21 protein-coding genes and 1 riboswitch are annotated in these 20793 nt (G+C 35.3%); of the genes, 7 read left to right on the forward strand and 14 right to left on the reverse strand.

Translation table 11 applies throughout. The annotated features are described in order from the left end of the window. Nucleotides 1-20 precede the first annotated feature (20 nt). Nucleotides 21-527, forward strand: a complete 507-nt coding sequence (locus tag BLV64_RS09035) for a peroxiredoxin-like family protein (RefSeq protein ID WP_092134261.1) — start codon at nt 21-23, stop codon at nt 525-527. Between the two features lie 48 nt (nt 528-575). Continuing rightward, nucleotides 576-1208 (forward strand): NADPH-dependent F420 reductase, encoded by a 633-nt coding sequence (locus BLV64_RS09040; protein ID WP_245705890.1) that lies wholly within the window; start codon nt 576-578, stop codon nt 1206-1208. A gap of 108 nt (nt 1209-1316) precedes the next feature. Here BLV64_RS09040 and BLV64_RS09045 read toward each other — a convergent pair whose 3' ends face one another. The 10 genes from BLV64_RS09045 to BLV64_RS09090 form a co-directional block, all read right to left on the reverse strand. Then, nucleotides 1317-2117 carry a type 1 glutamine amidotransferase domain-containing protein gene (locus BLV64_RS09045; RefSeq protein WP_177165313.1) on the reverse strand — a complete coding sequence of 267 codons (801 nt, stop codon included), beginning with the start codon at nt 2115-2117 and terminating at the stop codon, nt 1317-1319. A 20-nt stretch (nt 2118-2137) separates the two neighbouring features. Then, nucleotides 2138-3298: an iron-containing alcohol dehydrogenase gene (locus BLV64_RS09050; RefSeq protein WP_092134267.1), complete on the reverse strand. Its 1161-nt coding sequence runs from the start codon at nt 3296-3298 to the stop codon at nt 2138-2140. An 11-nt stretch (nt 3299-3309) separates the two neighbouring features. Then, entirely contained in the window at nt 3310-4308 is a 999-nt protein-coding gene (locus BLV64_RS09055; protein WP_092134269.1) for an NADP-dependent oxidoreductase, read from the reverse strand. 11 nt (nt 4309-4319) lie between these two features. Then, nucleotides 4320-4952, reverse strand: a complete 633-nt coding sequence (locus BLV64_RS09060) for a nitroreductase family protein (RefSeq protein ID WP_092134271.1) — start codon at nt 4950-4952, stop codon at nt 4320-4322. Nucleotides 4953-4954: 2 nt separating this feature from the next. Beyond that, a complete protein-coding gene (locus BLV64_RS09065; RefSeq protein WP_092134273.1) occupies nt 4955-5617 on the reverse strand; it encodes an NAD(P)H-binding protein in 663 nt (220 codons plus the stop codon). Next, nucleotides 5610-6203, reverse strand: coding sequence for a TetR/AcrR family transcriptional regulator (locus BLV64_RS09070; protein WP_092134275.1), 594 nt, complete (start codon nt 6201-6203; stop codon nt 5610-5612). The genes BLV64_RS09065 and BLV64_RS09070 overlap by 8 nt, the downstream gene beginning before the upstream one ends. Before the next feature lie 226 nt (nt 6204-6429). Next, the gene (locus BLV64_RS09075; protein ID WP_092134277.1) at nt 6430-7719 is read right to left on the reverse strand and encodes a Na+/H+ antiporter NhaC family protein; all 1290 of its coding nucleotides are present in this window, start codon (nt 7717-7719) and stop codon (nt 6430-6432) included. 55 nt (nt 7720-7774) lie between these two features. Continuing rightward, nucleotides 7775-7871, reverse strand: a riboswitch (SAM-I-IV-variant riboswitch). 288 nt (nt 7872-8159) lie between these two features. Continuing rightward, entirely contained in the window at nt 8160-10385 is a 2226-nt protein-coding gene (locus BLV64_RS09080) for a nitric-oxide reductase large subunit (protein ID WP_092134280.1), read from the reverse strand. Between the two features lie 23 nt (nt 10386-10408). Next, a complete protein-coding gene (locus BLV64_RS09085) occupies nt 10409-10747 on the reverse strand; it encodes a cupin domain-containing protein (RefSeq protein WP_092134282.1) in 339 nt (112 codons plus the stop codon). Between the two features lie 66 nt (nt 10748-10813). Beyond that, nucleotides 10814-11248, reverse strand: coding sequence for an RrF2 family transcriptional regulator (locus BLV64_RS09090; protein ID WP_092134284.1), 435 nt, complete (start codon nt 11246-11248; stop codon nt 10814-10816). 363 nt (nt 11249-11611) lie between these two features. On the opposite strand from BLV64_RS09090, the gene BLV64_RS09095 reads away from it, so the two are divergent. Further along, the gene (locus BLV64_RS09095; protein ID WP_092134286.1) at nt 11612-12802 is read left to right on the forward strand and encodes a CynX/NimT family MFS transporter; all 1191 of its coding nucleotides are present in this window, start codon (nt 11612-11614) and stop codon (nt 12800-12802) included. Between the two features lie 65 nt (nt 12803-12867). Here BLV64_RS09095 and BLV64_RS09100 read toward each other — a convergent pair whose 3' ends face one another. From BLV64_RS09100 to BLV64_RS09110, 3 genes are all read right to left on the reverse strand, one after another. Next, nucleotides 12868-13305, reverse strand: coding sequence for a TlpA family protein disulfide reductase (locus BLV64_RS09100; protein WP_092134289.1), 438 nt, complete (start codon nt 13303-13305; stop codon nt 12868-12870). A gap of 296 nt (nt 13306-13601) precedes the next feature. Beyond that, entirely contained in the window at nt 13602-14930 is a 1329-nt protein-coding gene (locus tag BLV64_RS09105; RefSeq protein WP_092134292.1) for an MBL fold metallo-hydrolase, read from the reverse strand. A 239-nt stretch (nt 14931-15169) separates the two neighbouring features. Next, a complete protein-coding gene (locus BLV64_RS09110; protein WP_092134295.1) occupies nt 15170-15982 on the reverse strand; it encodes a sulfite exporter TauE/SafE family protein in 813 nt (270 codons plus the stop codon). A gap of 421 nt (nt 15983-16403) precedes the next feature. On the opposite strand from BLV64_RS09110, the gene BLV64_RS09115 reads away from it, so the two are divergent. Together BLV64_RS09115 and BLV64_RS09120 are read left to right on the forward strand one after the other, a co-directional pair. Continuing rightward, nucleotides 16404-17411: an LLM class flavin-dependent oxidoreductase gene (locus BLV64_RS09115; RefSeq protein WP_092134298.1), complete on the forward strand. Its 1008-nt coding sequence runs from the start codon at nt 16404-16406 to the stop codon at nt 17409-17411. A gap of 48 nt (nt 17412-17459) precedes the next feature. Continuing rightward, nucleotides 17460-18800 carry a DEAD/DEAH box helicase gene (locus BLV64_RS09120; protein ID WP_092134300.1) on the forward strand — a complete coding sequence of 447 codons (1341 nt, stop codon included), beginning with the start codon at nt 17460-17462 and terminating at the stop codon, nt 18798-18800. A gap of 69 nt (nt 18801-18869) precedes the next feature. Here the strand turns inward: BLV64_RS09120 and BLV64_RS09125 are convergent, their stop codons facing one another. Further along, nucleotides 18870-19517, reverse strand: a complete 648-nt coding sequence (locus BLV64_RS09125; RefSeq protein ID WP_143034142.1) for a hypothetical protein — start codon at nt 19515-19517, stop codon at nt 18870-18872. A 412-nt stretch (nt 19518-19929) separates the two neighbouring features. Between BLV64_RS09125 and BLV64_RS09130 the strand changes: the two genes are divergently transcribed. Together BLV64_RS09130 and BLV64_RS09135 are read left to right on the forward strand one after the other, a co-directional pair. Further along, a complete protein-coding gene (locus BLV64_RS09130; protein ID WP_028282170.1) occupies nt 19930-20121 on the forward strand; it encodes a cold-shock protein in 192 nt (63 codons plus the stop codon). Nucleotides 20122-20292: 171 nt separating this feature from the next. Continuing rightward, nucleotides 20293-20763 (forward strand): nucleoside deaminase, encoded by a 471-nt coding sequence (locus tag BLV64_RS09135; protein ID WP_092134306.1) that lies wholly within the window; start codon nt 20293-20295, stop codon nt 20761-20763. Nucleotides 20764-20793: the final 30 nt, after the last annotated feature.

Consider the following 20793-nt stretch of genomic DNA (forward strand, 5'->3'; position numbering starts at 1 on the left):
CTAATAATAAATAAACAATAATGATAAAACCAAGAGAGAAAACACCAGATTTAAATATACAGTTAGTAAACGGTACACAATGGAAGCTTAGCGAGCAATCGCCTAAAAATTTTACAATGATTCTTTTTTACAGAGGAAAACACTGTCCTGTATGTAAAAAACAATTGCAAGAGCTACAAGCTTCATTAAGTAAATTTACAGAACGCGGTGTTAATGTAATCGCTATGAGTTCAGATACAGAAGAGGTGGCGCAACAAACTTATAAAGAATGGAATATTAAAGATGTTCCTTTAGGCTACGGATTGCCAATAGAAGAAGCACGAAAATGGGGCTTATTTATTTCTAAAGGAATAAAGGACGAACCTGAACATTTTATAGAGCCTGGTTTATTTATCTTAACACCAGAATCTACCGTGTATTGGGAATCTATTCAATCGATGCCGTTTGGGCGACCGGAATTTAAAGACGTTTTAGGCGGAATTGATTATATTCTTAAAGCCGATTATCCAGCTAGAGGAGAAGCTTAAACTCTTACTAACTGAAAAGAAAATAGAATTATTAACTTAAATATAGAAATGATGAAAATAGGAATTATAGGAAGTGGAAACATTGGAGGAAATTTAGGTAAACACTGGGCCAAAGGAGGCCATGAAGTATTATTTAGTTCAAGACACCCTGAACAATTAAAAGATTTAGTCCGCGATGCTGGAACTAATGCAAAAGCTATGAGTGTAGAACAAGCATTTGAAGCCAATGCGGATGTGTATTTATTGGCGACACCCTTTAAAGCTATCGGTAAGTTAGCAGAATTGTATGCTGGAGAATACGGAAATAAAGTGATTATTGATGCTACAAACCCTTATCCTGAACGCGATGGACAAATGGCTCAAGACGTAAGAGATAGTAACCGTAATGCATCAGAGTATACGGCGATGAAGTTTGGTACAGCTAAGACGGCAAAGGCTTTTAATAGCATTAAAGCTGAGCATTTACGCGATTATGCTTGGCGAACTCAAGATAAGATTGCTATACCATTTGCTGCTCAAGATGCTGATAGTCGAGCAAAAACACAACAGTTAATTGAAGACATTGGATTCGATGCTGTATATATTGGAGATTTAGATCAGACTAAAATTATGGATCCGGAGCAAAAACTATACGGTAAAACGCTAGTTAGAAACGAATTAGAGGATTTAATTAAAGCATAAACACCTAGACATTAAATGGACTATATCTTTTAAGATTGAAAAAGCCTGTTAACAATGAGTTTACAGGCTTTTTTATACATACTAATCACTAAGTGAACTTAATTCAGCTTATTTTAAAGCGTTTAGCAACTTCTCTGCAACTAATTCTGAAGAGGCAGGGTTTTGACCAGTAATTAAATTACCATCTTGTATAGCGTAGGCGGTCCAATCTTCTTTTTTAGAATACTCGCCACCATTCTCCTTTAGCATATCTTCAACTAAAAAAGGAACGACATCAGTTAGTTGTACAGCAGCTTCTTCAGTATTCGTGAATCCTGTTACTTTTTTGCCTTTAACTAAAGGTTTACCGTTCGCGTCTTTCACACTTTTTAAAGCGGCAGGGGCGTGACATACAAAAGCGATTGGTTTTTGTTGCGCATTAAATGCTTCAATTAAAGCAATCGATGTGCTGTCGTTTGCTAAATCCCATAGTGGTCCGTGACCACCAGGATAAAATACAGCATCAAAATCTGTTGCATCAACAGTGCTTAATGCCAATGTGTTTTTAATTTTGTTTTGAGCTGTAGCATCCGTTTTAAAACGCTCTGTAGCCTCTGTACTTGCAGCTGGTGTATCGCTACTTGGATCTATAGGTGCAGCCCCACCTTTTGGTGTCGCTAATGTTATAGTTGCTCCTTGGTCTAGTAAGCTGTAGTACGGACTTGCAAATTCTTCAATCCAAAATCCTGTTTTCTTACCTGTATCTCCTAACTGATCGTGAGATGTTAATACGAATAATATATTCATTTTATTTTCAGTTTTAATGTTATCTTCTAAAACGATTTCAGAAGTAGATGTTTTATCACTATCCTTACAGCTAGAGGCTGTAATAATAGTTAAAACGATGGCTAATGATTTTAATAGATTCATTTAATATTTTTTCTAACTAATTAATAAGCCATTTTTACAATTTTCTCGGCATCTTGAGGTGTAAGAGCTTGGCGTTCTCCTAAACCTTTCCATCCGCGATTTGTAAATCGTTTTGCAATTTCCTCAGCAGTTCCTTCAAAGTCTTTAGTATAATCAGATAGCTTGGTATCGATGCCTAAATCTTTGAAAAAAGCTTCTGTTTTTTCAATTGCTGCATAAGCTTTATCGTCTAAATTACCTTCGGTAACACCCCATACACGTTCTGCATATTGTGCTAATTTTTCTTTTTTAGATTCAAAATTATAGGTGTAGTGACTTGGCGTAATTATAGCTAAAGTCCTAGCGTGATCGATTCCAAAGAGAGCGGTTAATTCGTGTCCCATCATATGAACTGCCCAATCACCTGGCATTCCTTGTTGAATTAATCCGTTTAAAGCCATTGTACAACTCCACATAAAATTAGAAGCTGCTTGGTAATCGGTAGGGTCTTTTAATACGGCTGGAGCCACTTCAATTAGTGTTTGTAAAATACTCTCTGCAAAGCGATCTTGTAATAATCCACCAACAGGATAAGTCATATATTGCTCTAATACGTGGGTAAACGCATCTGCTAATCCATTAGCTATTTGACGTTGCGGAATAGATGTAATCACTTGAGGGTCTAGAATAGAGAATACTGGAAACAATCCAGGACCACCCATAGCTAGTTTTTCTTTAGTTTCTTGTCTTGTAATCACTGCTCCCGAATTCATCTCAGAACCTGTAGCCGGTAGCGTTAATACCGTTCCAAAAGGCATTCCTTTTGTAGAGCGGATATTATTTTTTAAAATATCCCATGGTGTATCTCCGTCGTAGAGCGCGGCAGCGGACAAGAATTTTGTTCCGTCGATTACAGAACCTCCACCAACAGCTAATAAATACGTAATCTTTTCGTCTTTAATTACTTTTAAAGCTTTCATTAGAACGTCGTATTCAGGATTGGCAGGAATACCACCAAACTCTATGGTATCTATTGACGATAAGGCCTTTTTTACTTGATCGTAAATACCGTTTTTCTTAATACTTCCACCACCGTAAAGTAATAGTACTTTGGCGCCTTTAGGTATTTCGTTAGTCAGTTTTTCTATGCTGTCTTTACCAAAAATAATTTTAGTAGGATTTTTGTATTCAAAATTGTTCATTGTTTTATTTTTTAAAGTTTTACAATCATTTTTCCTTTGTTTTTTCCATCGAATAAATCGATGAAAGCACGAGGGATGTTTTCAAAACCGTTAACTACAGTTTCGGTATATGTTAATTTACCTTCAGACAACCACATTGCTAAAGTTTGCATAGCTTCTGGGAACTTTTGTGCATAATTAGATACAATAAAGCCTTGCATTAAGGCGCTATTCTTAACTAAGAAAGGTTGAACGCTAACGCCTTTTGGTACTTCGGTTGCATTATAAACAGAAATAGCTCCACAAATAACCATTCTTGCAAACGTGTTGATATTAAATAGTACCGCATCAGAAATTGGCCCGCCGACATTATCAAAATAAATATCAACACCCTTAGGAGCCGCTTTAGCAATATCCGCTTGTATATCACTGCTAGTCTTATAATTTATCCCTGCATCAAATCCGAATTTAGAGATTAACATATCGATCTTTTCATCGGTACCTGCTAGACCTATAACCCTAAGTCCTAATAGTTTTCCTATTTGTCCAACTACACTGCCTACGGCTCCAGCAGCACCAGATACCACTAGTGTTTCGCCTGCTTTTGGTTTTCCGATTTCTGTTAATCCCAAATAAGCTGTTAATCCAGTCATTCCTAACAGGCCCAAATAGGCACTTAAAGGCGCTTTATCAGGGTCAACTTTAATAAGACCATCTCCATTTGAAATCTGTTTAGTTTTCCAATCTAATAGTCCAGAAACAACATCACCCTCTTGAAAGTTTGCATTTTTAGAGGCAATAACCTTAGCAATAACCCCCGAGCTTATTGGTTTATTAAGTTCAAAAGGAGGGATGTACGATTTAGAATCGCTCATTCGTCCTCTTAAATAAGGATCTACTGAGACATAAAGAGGTTCCAAAAGTAAATCTTGATCCTTTAGTGTCATTTCAGCCGTCTCGTTAACAAATTCAAAATCTGAAACTGACGGTTTTCCTTTGGGTCTGTTTTTTAATACTATTGTTTGTATCATAGTTTTAGGTATTAATCGATTACAGTCACTAAGTCTTCTGTACTTTTTCTAACTTTTACTAAGTTTACTAACCAGTCGTCTTCTGTTTTTCTATATCCTAATGGAAGTAACACAGCGCTACGTAATCCTTTCTCTCTTAAGCCAAGTATTTGATCTACAGCCTCTGGATCGAATCCTTCAAGTGGTGTGGCATCAACCCCTTCGAACGCAGCAGCTGCAATAGCTTGTGAAAATGCTATATAAGCTTGTTTTGCTGCGTGATTAAAATTGACTTCAGCATCTTGTTGTGGGTAGGAATTTAATAACATTTGACGGTAGTTTTCCCATCCTTCATTTTTAAATCCTCGAATGTCGTTCGTTAAATCGAACATAAAATTAATACGATCTTCAGTATAGGTATCCCATGCTGCAAATACGAGAAGATGAGAGCAATCGGTAATCACCGATTGATTCCAAGCTATTGGCTTAATCTGTTCTTTTATTTTTTGATTTTTTATTACGAAGATTTCAAAAGGTTGTAAGCCACTAGATGTCGGGGCTAAACGTGCCGCTTCAAGAATACGATCGATTTTATCTTCAGCGACTTTTTCACCATTCATCGCTTTAGCAGCGTATCTCCAATTTAATTTATCTAATAATTCCATATTTATTTATTTGCTAGTTCTTTAATGTTGTGTGATTCTATTATCTCGACGCCTTTACTTGGGCCTTTGGAAGCCTCTAAAAGTGCTTGAGCTATGTGCTCGGCGTGTATGATTTTATATTTTTTTAAACCACCTATAAAAAGTGGTTGTAGCCCTTTTAGTACGATTAGCCCAACGGATTCTAAAAAGCGTTTTTCATGCCTCGGTCCGTCGATTAATGAAGGCCTAAAAACGATTGTATGTTTTAGTTTTTGCTGTATAACAGCAGCTTCCATTTCACCTTTAACGCTGTTATAAAACACCCGACTATCTTTATCAGCTCCCATGGCCGAAATCACCAGAAACGTCGGTATGTTATTCCTTTTACACAATTGTGCAGCAGCGACTGGAATACCGTAATCAATTGCTTTATATAGGTCTTTATTTGGTGTTTTTTTTGCCGTTGTGCCAATACAACAAAATACGACATCTCCAGTAAAATCAGCTGCAAAAGCGTCTAATTTTAGTAAATCTCCTGTATACTGCTTGACTTTTTCAGGGAGCCCTTTTAAAGTGTTTCGGGAAAACAATTTAATGCTGTCAAACGACTCATCTTTTATTAGTTTTTTAAGCAGGTAAGACCCTGTTAAACCTGAAGCTCCTAATACAATAGCTGTTTTACCCATTATTTGTACATTTTTTAATGCTATTCCATGCCGCTTGGTAAGCTTGTTCAATATCTGATGCTTCAATTTTTAAAACACCGCGTTGCTGCATAACCATTAAGAAAGATAACGGGTTAATACTGTAGGCATATAAAAGGTAGTCTGAAATCTCATTAATCACACCTTCTTCCTTACCACGATGCCATAGGTCGAGTAGGGGTTTTAAATGACTTATACCAGCTTGTCTACTAGCTTCATCAATAATTGGTGCATTATCACATTGTGCTAAAAACAAGGACTCTCTAGTTTGATTCAGTTTAAAATCGGCAATTCGTTTCCAAATCAATTCAAAACCTTCTTCAACAGTCATCGTTGGGGAGTATGTTTTAAAAGCATAGTCGGTAAACACTGCTTTAACTTCCACATACACTTTATTGACTAAATCCTGTTTATTATCAAAATAAAGGTAGATTGTGGCAGGAGAGACATTCGCAAGCTTAGCAATTTTTGATATTGGTGTTGCATGAAACCCGTTATTATTAACTAGGTCTATAGTAGCACGTACTAATGCGTCTCTTTTATCAATACTTTTTTGCAGTTTGGCCATAATGTGTTTTAATTATCCGATACAAAGATACGAAAAAAGTGAACGTTCATTCTTTTTTTAGTGTTTTTAATATAGGTTTAACATGTTTAGGACACAAAAAATGATGAACTGACAACCTAAAGGGTAAGGTATAAGCACGATAACTTAAGAATGCAGCTTGTTTCTTAGGGTTTTTAGATTTAATAAATTAAGTGTCATACTTGAAAAATAAAAAAGAGATTATAAATTATTTTCTAAAAATAACAAACAGTACAGTAGATAGAAATAGAAGCGCTATGTACCAGGTGTTAAGCAGCAAATTGAAATAGCCTATGACGCCATCAGCAAGGCTTAATAATAATAAAACTTGAGCCCCATAGGGTAATACACCTTGAGTAATACAGGCGAAAATATCTAATAAAGATGCTGATTTCTTAGCGTCCAAGTCGTATTCTGTATTTATAGTTTTTGCTATGGGCCCTGTGATAATAATGGAAACCGTATTATTAGCGATAGCTATATTCACAGCACTTACTAAGGTGGCTATCCCAAATTGGGCTGAAGTTTTTCCACTAATCACTTTCCGCGTTTTTTCTAAAATAAACGCAATACCACCATTTTTAGCCACTAAAGCTGCTAGACCACCTGTTAACAAAGACAAAAGAAATATTTCTGTCATATTTGTAAATCCAGAATATGCTATCCTTGTAAATTCTAAAGTTGTAAAATCACTATAGATCACACCTAAAACCCCGGCTGAAACCACTCCTAAAAGCAGAGTTATAAAGACATTAACACCTATTACAGATAGAATAATAACCAAAATATAAGGCATTATTTTAATAATGGAATAGGAATAGGATATATCTTGTGTGGTAGTGGACGCTATTTGCAAGCCGAAAAAAACAAGCACTCCCATGGTTGTCAAGGCAGCGGGTAAGACGATTTTAATATTTTCCTTAAATTTATCACTCATATTCACCCCTAAGGACTGGGTTGCAGCGATGGTGGTATCGGAAATTACTGATAAATTATCCCCAAACATAGAACCACCAAGTAGCGCACCACATAATATAGATAAGGAAAACACACCAGTATCTCCAAACCCTATAACGATTGGGCCTAAAGCAACTATTGCACCTACAGAGGTTCCGGTTGAAACAGATAAGAATGCTGCAATGATAAACACCCCTAAATAGATAAACTGACTTTGAATCATGTCTAAACCTAAATTAACGATACTATCTACGCTCCCTGTCGCTTTAGTTACAGCTGCGAAGGCACCGGCTAAAAGGTATATCAAACACATGGTTAGAATTTTATGATCACCACAGCCTTTTAAAAATGTTTCTATTTTAGACGGAATGGATTGTCCAAACAGTAAGAACGCCATTAAAATTCCTGCGATTACGGCAATTGGAGCCGGTAAGGCATAGAAATCATTTTGGGCAATTCCAACACCTAAAAAGATGCTAATAAATACTATAAAAGGTATTAACCCTTTAAAACTTGGTGTAACGGCATTATTTGTAGTCATTTGTCTGTTTTTGCAGAATCACAAAAAAAGAGCTTGATAACAAATAGATAGGAATGGATTTAACATTTTTTCCAAAGTATTTGGCTTATCCTTTTTAGCACCTTGCTTGTTATTGCAGGTTGCTATCTCTTTTGAGATTCTTGATAATTAAGGCGACAAAACTAAAGGATTTTTATATATCAAAAACTTAAAATTTTGTTATAATTTATTTGTGATTCACCTTGTGTTTAATGCCTTGATAATGTGTCATTAATCAGCTCTTTTATAAATCCGAACACTTATAAATCATATTAACTAAAACTTTATATAAATATACGTAACCATCTAAAAAAGACTTTATTATATCATATATTATTATTTTAAAATAAACTAAGTAAGAATAAAAAAAGGTTGATATGCGAACATATCAACCTCCTTAGATTACTTATTAATTTAATTGTTTATTTTATATTTTTTCTTTTAAAATTATATAGGGTTTCATCTATGGTAAACCAACAGAAATAAAAGATACCTGCCGAGAAAATAATATCACCAATCATACGCATCCATTTTAAGGTTTGTACTACTGGAGAGTATAATAATTCAGCATCTCTCGCAAACGAATAACCTTGGGTAATAGACGTGTAGGCTTGAATGATTCCGATAGGTAATAGACTAAAGACCACCATTGCTACTAAACCTATATTTAACAACCAAAAGGCGCGTTTAAGTTTAGTGTTTTGCCATACGCGATCTGAATAAAAACGAAGACAAATAATAATAAAGCCCATACCTAACATACCATATACTCCAAATAGAGCTGTATGTGCATGCACAGCGGTTGTATTTAATCCTTGGATATAGTACAGTGCAATAGGCGGATTAATTAAGAATCCGAATACTCCAGCTCCAATAAAATTCCAAAAAGCAACAGCTATAAAGAAAAATATTGGCCATTTATATTTTTGAATCCAATCTTTACTTTTTAATAAGTTCCAATTTTCTCTAATCTCAAAGCCCATTAAGGTTAAGGGTACCACTTCTAGTGCACTAAAGGTAGCGCCTAAGGCAATCGCTTGTACAGGTGTACCAGAATAGTATAGGTGGTGTAAGGTTCCGATAATTCCACCTGCTAAAAATATGGCTGCAGAGGCTACCGACACACGACCAGCAGTTTTAGGAGAAATCACTTTCATTCTAGAAAAAATAAAAGCAATCACAACGGTAGCAAACACTTCGAAAAAGCCTTCTACCCATAAGTGAACCAACCACCATCTCCAATAATTAATCACCGGCAGACTGCTATTTTCACCATACATTAATCCGGAGAAAAAGAATAATCCGATAGCCATCACCGAAATAAGAAGAATAATAATTAGATGTTTTGATTCATCATTTTTACGAATAGCAAATATTAGGTGACGACTTACCATAATAACCCAAAGTACCAAACCGATACCAAGGAAAATCTGCCAGAAACGCCCTAAATCCATATACTCATACCCTTGATGCCCAAAGAAAAAGTTAGTTGTAAGGTCTAAAAATTGATGTACACCAAGCCATTCACCTAGCATAGAACCTAAAACGATAACGATTAAAGCGATAAATAAGAAGTTGATACCAAACACTTGGTATTTCATTTCTTTACCCGAAATCATAGGTGCTAAAAATAATCCGGTAGCTAACCACGTGGCTGCTATCCAAAAAATAGCCAATTGCGTGTGCCACGTTCTAGAAATAGAGTAGGGTAGAACACTCGATAAATCAAAACCGAAAAAGGCTTGCCCTTCTACAGTATAATGCACGGTAATAATACCTAAAACGACTTGTAGAGCAATTAATAACGAAATAACTATAAAATATTTTAATACTGATTTTTGAGAAGGTACTAATTGTAATTTCGATAGTGGATCAATATTCGGTTTCTCTAAAACTTCACCTTTTTCATGATTTCTAAGGTAATAATACGTTAGAATCCCGATAAATAGCAGAAGTAAGACAATAGATAGTCCTGACCAAATTAGAGAATCGTCGGTAATTAAATTGTCTATTAATGGCTCATGTGGCCAGTTTGAGGTGTAGGTGTAATCCTTTTCTGGTCTGTTGGTACTTGCAGCCCAAGACGTCCAAAACAAAAACGCATTTAACTGCTCTAATTTAACCTCATCGGTTAACGCACCTTTAGGAATGGCGTATTGTTCGTGACCTTCAGAAAATATAGTGCTATAATGTTTAATATTTTCTTGAATGGCATTCCATCGTATTTCCGAAATACTAATGGTTTTAGTGTCTGGGTTAAAGCTATTGGTTTTAATATCTTTAATTAGGCGGGCTTTTAATGCGGCCTTCTTTTCAACATCTAAGTCATTATATGAGGTGTTAAAATCGGCCTGTGCCCAATGTTCTAACATATAAACAGCTTCTTTATGTATCCAATCGGCTGTCCAATCTGGCGCCACGTAACTCCCGTGACCCCATATAGAGCCCACTTCCATACCTCCGATGGACTCCCATACATTTTGGCCGATTTGTATATCAGCTTTAGTATAAACCTCTTCGTTGGTTTCTTTAATTATAACATGTTCGGGAATTGGGGGCTGTGTTTGGTACACTTCGGTACCAATCCATATTAGTACGACGAATGATAGTACTACAACGCTTATAAAAGCGATCCATATTTTTCTCATGGTTTTTTATTTAGTAGGTTGGTTTATTTAATGACGTTTTTTACGCGATCCACACTATCCGTTTTGGATAATGATAAGCGTACAATACAATCTTCGGTGCATAACAAATCGTGTGGTACATTAGCTTCTAGAGCAATCAAATCGCCTTTTTTAAGTTTTAGTTTTTCGCCGTTTACACCAAAGTCTATAGCACCTTCAAAAATAGATACTACAATAGGTGAGGGGGCTTTATGCTCTTTCATTAATTGCCCTGAACGCATAGCTATTCTTATTTCTTTAGAATGGTTACTGTCCAAAAGAACTGTAATAGCAGGTTTGTCTGTGTTATAGACCAATTGGTCTGTCATTGAAGCTGTTTTCATAAATATTGAGATTATTTTGTTATTTGTTATAAAAGGGTCTTTTTATCCTTTATTGTTTTAAATCGTTTATGTTTTTAAGTGGAAGACATCTAATTCCATATCATTAGCTAACATTATAAGTGTCGTATTTTCAAGCATGTATTTAAGTTTTTCTCTAATGTCAACAAACTTGAAGTGTAGGGGACAAGGTTTATCTTCATTACATTGCTTAAGGCCAAGTCCACAACCCGTATATATATCATCGCCATCTAAAACTTTAACCACTGCGCTTAAATTGAGTGTTTTCATTGCTTCCATTTCTATGTAAAATCCCCCGTGAGGGCCTTTTATAGAACTGACAATATTGTTTCTAGTTAACTGCTGTAATATTTTAGCAGTAAACGCTTGAGGTGAGTCTATAGCTTCCGAAATCGTAGTTAAACTTACCTTCGTATCCAGTAGTGATTGTTGAGCTATAAAAATAACTGCTCGTAGTCCGTATTCACAAGATTTTGAAAACATAATAAAGATTTATACTACAAAAGTAATTTAAAATATTATAAAGGACAATAATATCTTTTATTAATTTTGAAAAATAATTAGGCATCCACTAACCTTAATTTTAAGTTAAATACTTCCGTAAAACTAGAACTCCATATAAATAGTTACTCGGAGTGAAACCAATGTCCTATTTTTGTCGTTTTAAAAAATGTGGGGTATGAAATCTTCTCCACTACAATTAAAAAAATACTAGTAACCATAACGCCTTAAGCCCCCTGATATAATTGTTTTTTAATGAGCAGTTGTAGGTTTGCTTGCACATCATTGCGCGTAAACGGTATAAACTATTTAATATAATTATAAGGCCTTGCCTAAATATAGACTATGGAAAAACAAGATGAAAACGGATTAAATAAAGCATCGCGGATTCTTTTACTTGTGGGTATATTATGTGTAGCAATAAATTTAAGACCAGCACTATCGAGTATTGGTCCGTTAGTTGGGATGATTCGTCAAGACTTTGGACTCACGGAAACCTTATTAGGACTACTTACCACACTACCTTTAATCGCCTTTGGAATTATTTCGACAATGACTCCTTTGTTCACAAAGCGTTTTGGTATTGGCAACACCTTATTAGCCGCACTTATTCTACTTAGTATGGGGATCGTTGTTCGCTCAATCGGCGGCATCATTACTTTGTATTTAGGAACCATATTATTGGGGATCGCTATTGCTTTTGGAAATGTATTAATTCCGGCATTAATAAAAAGAAACTTCCCACACAAAGCAGGCTTGGTCACTAGTTTGTATTCGGGTATTATGTCTCTAGGTGCGGCTGTTGCTGCAGGTTTAAGTTATCCTTTAGCACAAGCGATGGGCATGGGGTGGCGTGGATCGTTAGTTGTTTGGGCCGCATTGGCTATAATAGCACTAATTATTTGGATTCCGAATCTTAAACGTATAAAACGCACTACACCGAGTCGAAGCTTTAAAGAAGCCATGAAAAAACTTAGTGGCTCGTTATTGGTTTGGAAATTAGCATTGTATATGGGACTACAATCATTTGCTTTTTACGTGATTTTAGCTTGGCTACCAGCTATTCTTATCGATCGCGGATTTGATGCGTCGTATGCCGGTTGGATGCTTTCTTTATCTCAAGCCACAGGGATTATAGGAGCTATATTGATTCCTATTTGGGCAGGCTCTAGAAAAGACCAACGCTTAGTAATCGCTGTTTTAGTACTTATTGAGGTCTTTTCGTTAATAGGGTTAATGATTCCGAGTCTTGGAATGGTCGAATTATGGACTGGACTCATCGGAATGGCTTTGGGAGGTACTTTCGGACTCGCCTTACTACTTATTGTTTTACGATCTCATGATGCAGAAACAGCAGCAGAACTTTCTGGGATTGTTCAGTCTATAGGCTACTTTATTGCTGCTACAGGTCCGTTTATCGTCGGTTTAATCTATGATATTACTGAAGTATGGAATTATGCCATCATTTTATTGTTAGTATTGGCTATTTTAAAACTTATTATGGGACTTCCCGTGGGAAAAGACAGAAAAGTATAACTACCTACAGGTTTCCTAACATCCTTAAACCGTCGATTTTTAAAGTATAGCTATAATAGCGGGTTTTATTCATTAAGTAAAGCTTCCAAGGCATAATACAGCCTATTTTGAGCATTATCTTGAGATCCAAAAATAGAGCGATTCAATACGCCATTGGCATCGATAAGCAGCCATTGTGGTGTACCTTCAGAGTCAAATTGATCGTATATTTTATGGTACTCGTCGATATAAATTGGAAATGGCACTTCACCACTTGTAAAAATGGCTTTTATATTTTCTTTTGTCCCTTCTCGGTTTACAAAATCAGCATGTATACCTGCTACTTTAATACTAGGGTATTTTTGCTGAAACTCATAAGCTAATGGAATCGCTCGTCCCGTGCAACCTAAGCAATCATTATTATAAATGATAAGTAGTAACACATGGCCTTTGTAAATCGACATAATATCGGTAGTACGTCCGTTTAAATCTTTAACTACTATTGAAGGAATTCTCGAATCCATTATATTATTTTTCTTGTATTATTTGTCCATGCTAAATTAATAACAAAATCTAGAATGACCATGTATTTATTTGAAGTCCCCTAAACATAAACCACTAGTGAATTAATAAATTTGAAATCTCATTTTTGTGAATTGCTTTACTTTATATTAAGCCTTAGCAACACCGATTATAAACGTATTATAACACATTAAAACGGCCCTTTTATTTATAAAAATAGCAGACCGTTTATTTTAACCAGAACACCTAATCAGGATAGCATCCTGTCTGTTGATAATAAGCGTAAACTACCCACTATTTATTTAAACTTATTAATAGCATCACTTAAGTCATAAATATTTACCCCATTTAGTTTCTTCTGTAAAATACTACTCCCCGCAGCACTGCGATAACCACCAGCACAATGCACAACAATAGGCTTATTGGTTGGAATGGTATCAGCCGTATGACGTAGGTTGTTTAAAGGGTGAGCAAGTGCCTGATCAAAATAGTGCTCGTTTTCTATTTCACTCGTATTCCGAATATCAACAATTGTATACAGTTCTTTATTATTTTTAAAATGATCTATATCTAAAATCGGTGTTGTTTCTAAATTAATATTATCCAAAGTAATAACGGCTTTTAGTTGCTTTTCGTAGCCTATTTTTGAAACCCTATGTAGTAATTCCTCTTTATTCTTTTCATGGTCGATAACTAATGTAAACGGTTCTTTTGGTTCTATAATCGCGCCCAACCAGGTTTCAAACTTGGCGTCTTTAGACAGGCCTTGAATATTAATACTACCTTTTAAATGACCTTTTTTAAAATCTGCTTCATTGCGAACATCGACAATAATTCCATCGGTTGCTGTCTTGTTTTTAAAAGGAACACTAGCAATTGCAGGCTCTAAATTATCGGCTCCCTTTTTGTTGATATCTACATTAAATCCAAAATAAGAAGGTATAAATGGTTGTCCGTCGAGCAAAGTAGCCATAAACTCTTCCTTAGATTGTTTTTTAAAGGCCCAATTTCCAAGGCGTTCATTTCCTAAAGTACTACTATTGGCATCACTAAGATTCTTTCCACAAAGAGAGCCAGCCCCGTGAGCTGGGTAAACTACGGCATGATCGGGAATCTCATTAAATTTTGTCGTCATCGTGTGGTACATCATTTCGGCTAATGCTTCACGTTTGGCTTTTGTATTTCCGACATTCTCCCGTAAATCAGGTCGTCCTACATCACCTATAAATAAGGTGTCGCCAGTAAACAAAGCGATATCATCATCAGCCTGAGCCATAATCGTAATACTATCTGGAGAGTGTCCTGGAGTATTTATAGCCGTTAAGCTAATCGCTCCAATGGTAAGGCGATCACCATCATCGAATGCGGTATGCTTATAATCGGCACCCAATTTTGCACTATTATAAATAGTAGCTCCCGTTTCTTTATGAATTTGTAAATGCGAACTCACAAAATCTGCATGCGGATGCGTTTCTATAACCGCCTTTATCTTAGCACTGTAAGCTTCTGCAAAAGCGTAGTATTCTTTTGGATTGCGTTCTGGATCTATAATTGCCATTTCACCATTGCTAACAATAGCATAAGAGTAGTGGGCTAGGGGCTTGTATTCGAATTGTTTTATTTTCATTGTAAGTATACGTTTAAATTAATAGATATTGTTTAGGGTTACTATAATAACCTTATGATTATAGTCACTAATTTTTAATCATTTTTAAAAGTTATGAAATTACAAGTAAAACACCTGATGTTTAACAGGATATGTTAAAATTAAGAGCGCTGATTAATGAAAACCAAAGTTTAAACATTAATGCCTTGAAAATTGAGTATAAAATAGCTTTGCCGTATCCCTATAATACAAGGGGAGTGTTAGTGTTTAACAAAGAATTCCATATAAAAAATAAACACTGCCATAACGAGAATAAAATATCCAAAACCCTTTTTTAGTTTATTGCCATCAATAAAATTACTTAAATAACTTCCTATAAAAATCCCTGCGAAAGACAAGCTAGTAAAAGCAGCAAGAAACATCCAATCAATTTCCATAGTTAAGGCATCACCCATAAAGAAACCTAATAAGGATTTAAAGGCTATAATAACTAATGAGGTCCCAATAGCGATTTTCATTTGTACATTGGCAAATAAAACCAAAGCAGGAATAATTAAAAATCCACCACCAGCACCAATAAAACCTGTAATCCCACCTACGACAAGACCTTCAGCTAAAATTAAAGGATAATTATATGTAACAGCGCTTTGGTCTTTTATGGTAGTCTCTCGGCGTCCCCTTAACATTGAAATAGCTGCAGGCACCATTAAAACAGCAAACAAGCCAAACATGATCATGCGACGTGTAAAAGCAAAGTTATTAAGTGTGAAAATAACCTCTGGTAACGCTGGTATCACATAATACCGCACCAAGGTAACTCCGATAATAGAAGGAATCCCAAACACGAGCGCCGTTCTCCAATCGACATAACCTTTTAGGTGTTGTTTAATACCTCCAACTAGGGCGCTTGCTCCCACAATAAACAAGGAATAAGCCGTAGCAATTTTTTCATCTACCGAAAATAAATAAGCAAGAACGGGAACAGCCAATATAGAACCGCCACCACCAATTAAACCAAGTACGATGCCAATAATCAAGGCACTTAAATAACCAAAAATTTCTAATAATGCCATAAGGACTTCTTGTAATTTAATTCGAAAGTATAGCATTTATTAAGACTTTAAAGTAACATAGGTTACAAATACTAATCAGCTGTGCGCTTTTAAACTTACTATTTCATTTAATCCTAGTCATAGAATAACAGTATCAATACAAGCTAATAACTATCATTACTCAAGGGTCTAGTCTGTTAAAGACGTTCATATAACACAGTAAACAGGCTTGGAAAAAGTACCCACAAAGTAAGTCTATCGAAATAATGCTATTACTTATACTAAGGTTAAAACTGAGTTGGCAATTTTTAACATTCTAAACCCTTAAATTTGCAGATAGCATTAAATCGAAAAAAAGCTGAGCTGTTGTACACATTTAAAAGGGGCTTTAACTTGAAGTTCCACTCAGTAATTCACCTAAATAAATAATGGAATATATCTTATGAAAGCAAAACCTACTTCATTTTCAGTATTAGACCTTGTTTTGGTATCTGAGGGGCATACTTTAAAAGAAACTTTTAAAAACGCATTAGAATTAGCACAACATATCGAAACATTTGGTTACACTAGGTATTGGTTAGCAGAGCATCATAATTCACCTGCTATTGGAAGTAGCGCAACCTCGATTCTAATTGGGTACGTAGCTGGGGGCACTAATAGCTTACGCATTGGATCTGGCGGCATAATGCTTCCTAATCACTCGCCATTAATAATAGCGGAGCAATTTGGCTCCCTAGCATCACTTTATCCCAATCGTATTGATTTAGGCTTAGGGCGTGCGCCTGGTACAGACCGTGAAACTGCGCAAGCTATACGTTCAGATTTTATGCAAGCGGCACATAGCTTTCCCGCAGAATTAGAAACTTTAGAAACCTATTTTTCAACTAAAAATGCACAGGCAAAAGTCCGCGCCACAGTAGCAGAAGGCGTAGAAGTTCCTCTGTATATATTAGGATCGAGTACTGACAGTGCGCATTTAGCAGCTAAAAAAGGACTTCCGTATGCTTTTGCTAGTCATTTTGCTACAACACATTTAGAAGAGGCCATGGCTATTTACCGCAACACGTTTAAACCATCTAAGGTTTTAAACGCACCGTATGTGATGGCTGGGGTTAATATCATTATTGCAGATACCGACGAAGAAGCACAACGGTTATCGACGTCTTTAATACGTATGATTGTCGGTATATTTACGGGGAAACGCGACTACATTCAACCTCCAGTCGCTATGAATGAAGAGTATAAAGAAATTTTACAGCACCCTCAAGTTCACCAGATGCTTAAGTATTCATTTATTGGTAGTAAGGCTACGGTTAAAGCTCAAGTTAAAGCGTTTATAGATAGTACTCAAGCCAATGAGCTTATAGCGGTAACCAATATTTATAATATTAAGGATAGAATACGATCTTACGAATTATTCGCAGAGATCATGAAAGAATTAAATGAATAATCTTATTACCAATCAAAGTGTGATTATCTTTGTTAAAAAATTTATTTTATGTTAAAACAGTTTTCAGAATTAGGATTAGAAAGTCAATTACAACAAAGTTTAACCGATTTACAAATCGTTGAACCTACGGAAGTACAAGAAAAGACGATTCCTATAATTCTAAACAAAAAAGAAGATGTCGTTGTTTTAGCAAAGACAGGTACTGGTAAAACAGCTGCTTTCGGATTGCCTTTATTGCAATTAATTGATACCAAAAACTCTAGCATTCAAGCTCTAATTTTAGCACCAACACGAGAATTAGGTCAACAAATTTCTTCAAACTTAGAATCCTTTGCAAAGTACCTTCCAGAGGTGTCTATTGCTTCAGTGTTTGGAGGTACTCCTATAAAACAACAAATAGAGCGTTTAAAAAACCCAACACATATTGTTGTAGCAACACCTGGGCGATTGGTTGACTTAGTAACAAGAGGGGACATCGATATAAAAACCATAGCCTACTTTATTCTTGATGAAGCCGATGAAATGGTTAGCGCTTTAAAAGAGGAGGTGGACACGATAATAAAAAGTATTCCTAAGACTAGGAGAACCTTATTATTTACCGCAACCATGCCTGGCACGATAAAACAGCTGGTGCAAAACTATATGTCTAAGCACGTTATTCATATAGACACCGATATGGCAACTGTTGGTCATCAAGGAATCGATCACCAGTACGTTGTTGTTGAACCTATTGAAAAACTAGACGTGTTACTTCATTTTTTAAACACTAGGGAAGGAGAGCGTGGTATAATATTTTGTAAAACGAAGGCTGCCGTTAATAAACTAGCCAAAAATTTAGCTATAAACAAATTCTCTTCGGGAGCACTTCACGGTAGTTTATCACAAGGTATTCGCGATCGCATTATGGGGCAGTTTCGCGAAGGTTTTATTGACATATTGGTTGCAACCGATTTAGCGGCGCGAGGTATTGATGTTAAAGATTTATCGTATGTTATAAACTATCATTTACCTGACACTTATGATGCGTATGTGCATAGAAGCGGCCGTACAGCTAGAGCAGGAGCAAAGGGGCTTTCCTTAACGATTTTGCAGCAAGAAGAGGTGGATGATATTGCCGATTTCGAACAAGAGTTGGGGATTACCTTTAAAAAACATGAAAAAGCAGATGCTCAAAGTATTGAAGAAAACAATGCGTTAATCTGGGCAAAAAAAATATTTAAAACTAAGCCTAACCGAGAGGTTTCAGAAGATTTTAAAGCAAAAATAAAAACAATCTTCCATCATTTAACAAAAGAAGAGTTAGTTGATAAGGTACTTGCTAATTATATAGCACAAACCAATTCGGATAACCTTAAAGTACATTCTGAAAAACCTAAGAAAAAGAAATAAAGCTATAGATAATACAGCATAAAAAGAGGATGGTCATAAGGTTATCCTCTTTTTTATTGACTATTAGTTTTACAACGCTCTTTTGATGTTGTAAACTTGAGCTTCAACAATAAATTTCATAAAAAGGTATACCCATAATATATGACAAATTACAATTAAGACGGTAAATGTTCTGTTGTAATAAAAGAATTCGTTTATGGGTGATAGGGCCATTTGAAAAATATTAAAGACTCCAGAAGCTAATAAAATAACGCCATTAACATACCTATCATTAATATAAATTAGTGCTAGGATCCCACTAAACACACCAAGACTCACAAAAGCTATAATAGTATAACTTATCATTTCACTAGGGATACTGCTAGAAAGTAAATTGATAACAGCATACGAAACGTAAACCACCAATAAAGCCGCAATTAATACAGGAATTGACACGATGGACTTAAGCACACTCTTTATAAGATACTTCTTTAAAACATAAGTAAAACTTAGTAAGTTTAACGCCGTAAATGACGCAATCCAAACAAAGTGTTTTTCAAAATCTTGGAAAATTAAAATATCGGTGATAAAAATCAATGACATACCAAAAACAAAAAACGGACTTATTTTGGACTTGGTCTTTCTAAGATAAATAATAAGTATGATTAATATAACTGGAGGTACAAAATAGACTAATTTGCTTTTATCTAAAAATAAGCTCGCAATTACTACTGTCACGCATGACATTATAAATAAAAGGGTAATAAACTTTGTTTTATTTAATTCAGTATAAGCAGTTTTAATCACTGAAGGCTATTTAGAAGTTGGAGGGGATAAGTTACAACAATTACAATTAACATTATTTATTTAACTTTTTTATTAATACAACAGACTGTATCTACACCTTTTTAGGTAGTCATCAAGTCCCTAGAGAAAAACTTCTTATAAAATTCTAATAAATACAGACCTTAAAATAAATAGTCCAAAGGCTTGAGTAAGCAGCCACAGCGTGGGAAAGTAGCACCTTTTATTAGCAAAGTAATAAAGCGTTTTTACACATTTTTTAAAATTTATTATAAAATCGTAGTGTTTATTAATAAATTGGCATTACCTTTGCACTCAGATTATCAAATTATTAATTACAATTATTATGAGTAAAGGAACAGTAAAATTTTTCAACGACACTAAAGGGTTCGGATTTATCACTGAAGAAGGTGTAGACAAAGATCATTTTGTACACATTTCAGGATTAATCGACGAAATCCGTGAGGGTGACGAGGTTGAATTTGATTTACAAGAAGGAAACAAAGGATTAAATGCAGTTAACGTAAAAGTTATCTAATATATATTTTAAGTTTTTTAAAAAGCCTATCAAACTATTGATAGGCTTTTTTGTGCGCAAAATTCTAGCTTTACTTAAACCTATTTGGACTTAGATTGATTAGAATAAATCTGCTATATTCGTACATTACAATTCAAATGATTTATATTATTTATAAAAACACGATATAAAATGAGCAAAGAGAAATTTATGCAGGAAGCTGTTAATGCAGCTTTAGAAGGAATGAATAATAATGAAGGCGGACCATTTGGTTGCGTCATAGTAAAAGATGGTAAAATTGTTGGTAGAGGTAATAATAGAGTGACATCCACTAACGACCCTACCGCGCATGCGGAAGTAAACGCTATTAGAGATGCTTGTAAAAATTTAAACTCCTTCCAATTAGAAGGGTGTGAAATTTACACTTCTTGCGAACCTTGCCCTATGTGTTTAGGTGCCATTTATTGGGCCCGTCCAGACAAAGTGTATTACGGATGCAATCAAGTTGATGCTGCCAACATAGGATTTGATGACGAATTTATTTACAAAGAAATTCCTCTACCTTATGAAAAAAGAAGTATTCCTTTTGAGCAGCTTGCCCACAATGTGGCCTTAGTACCATTTCAGGAATGGACAAAGAAAGAAGATAAAACAGAATATTAAAGATTTACTTTCTAAACAAATTAAAAATCT

It is taken from the genome of Bizionia paragorgiae (genome assembly GCF_900107625.1).
GTDB classification, from domain to species: domain Bacteria; phylum Bacteroidota; class Bacteroidia; order Flavobacteriales; family Flavobacteriaceae; genus Bizionia; species Bizionia paragorgiae.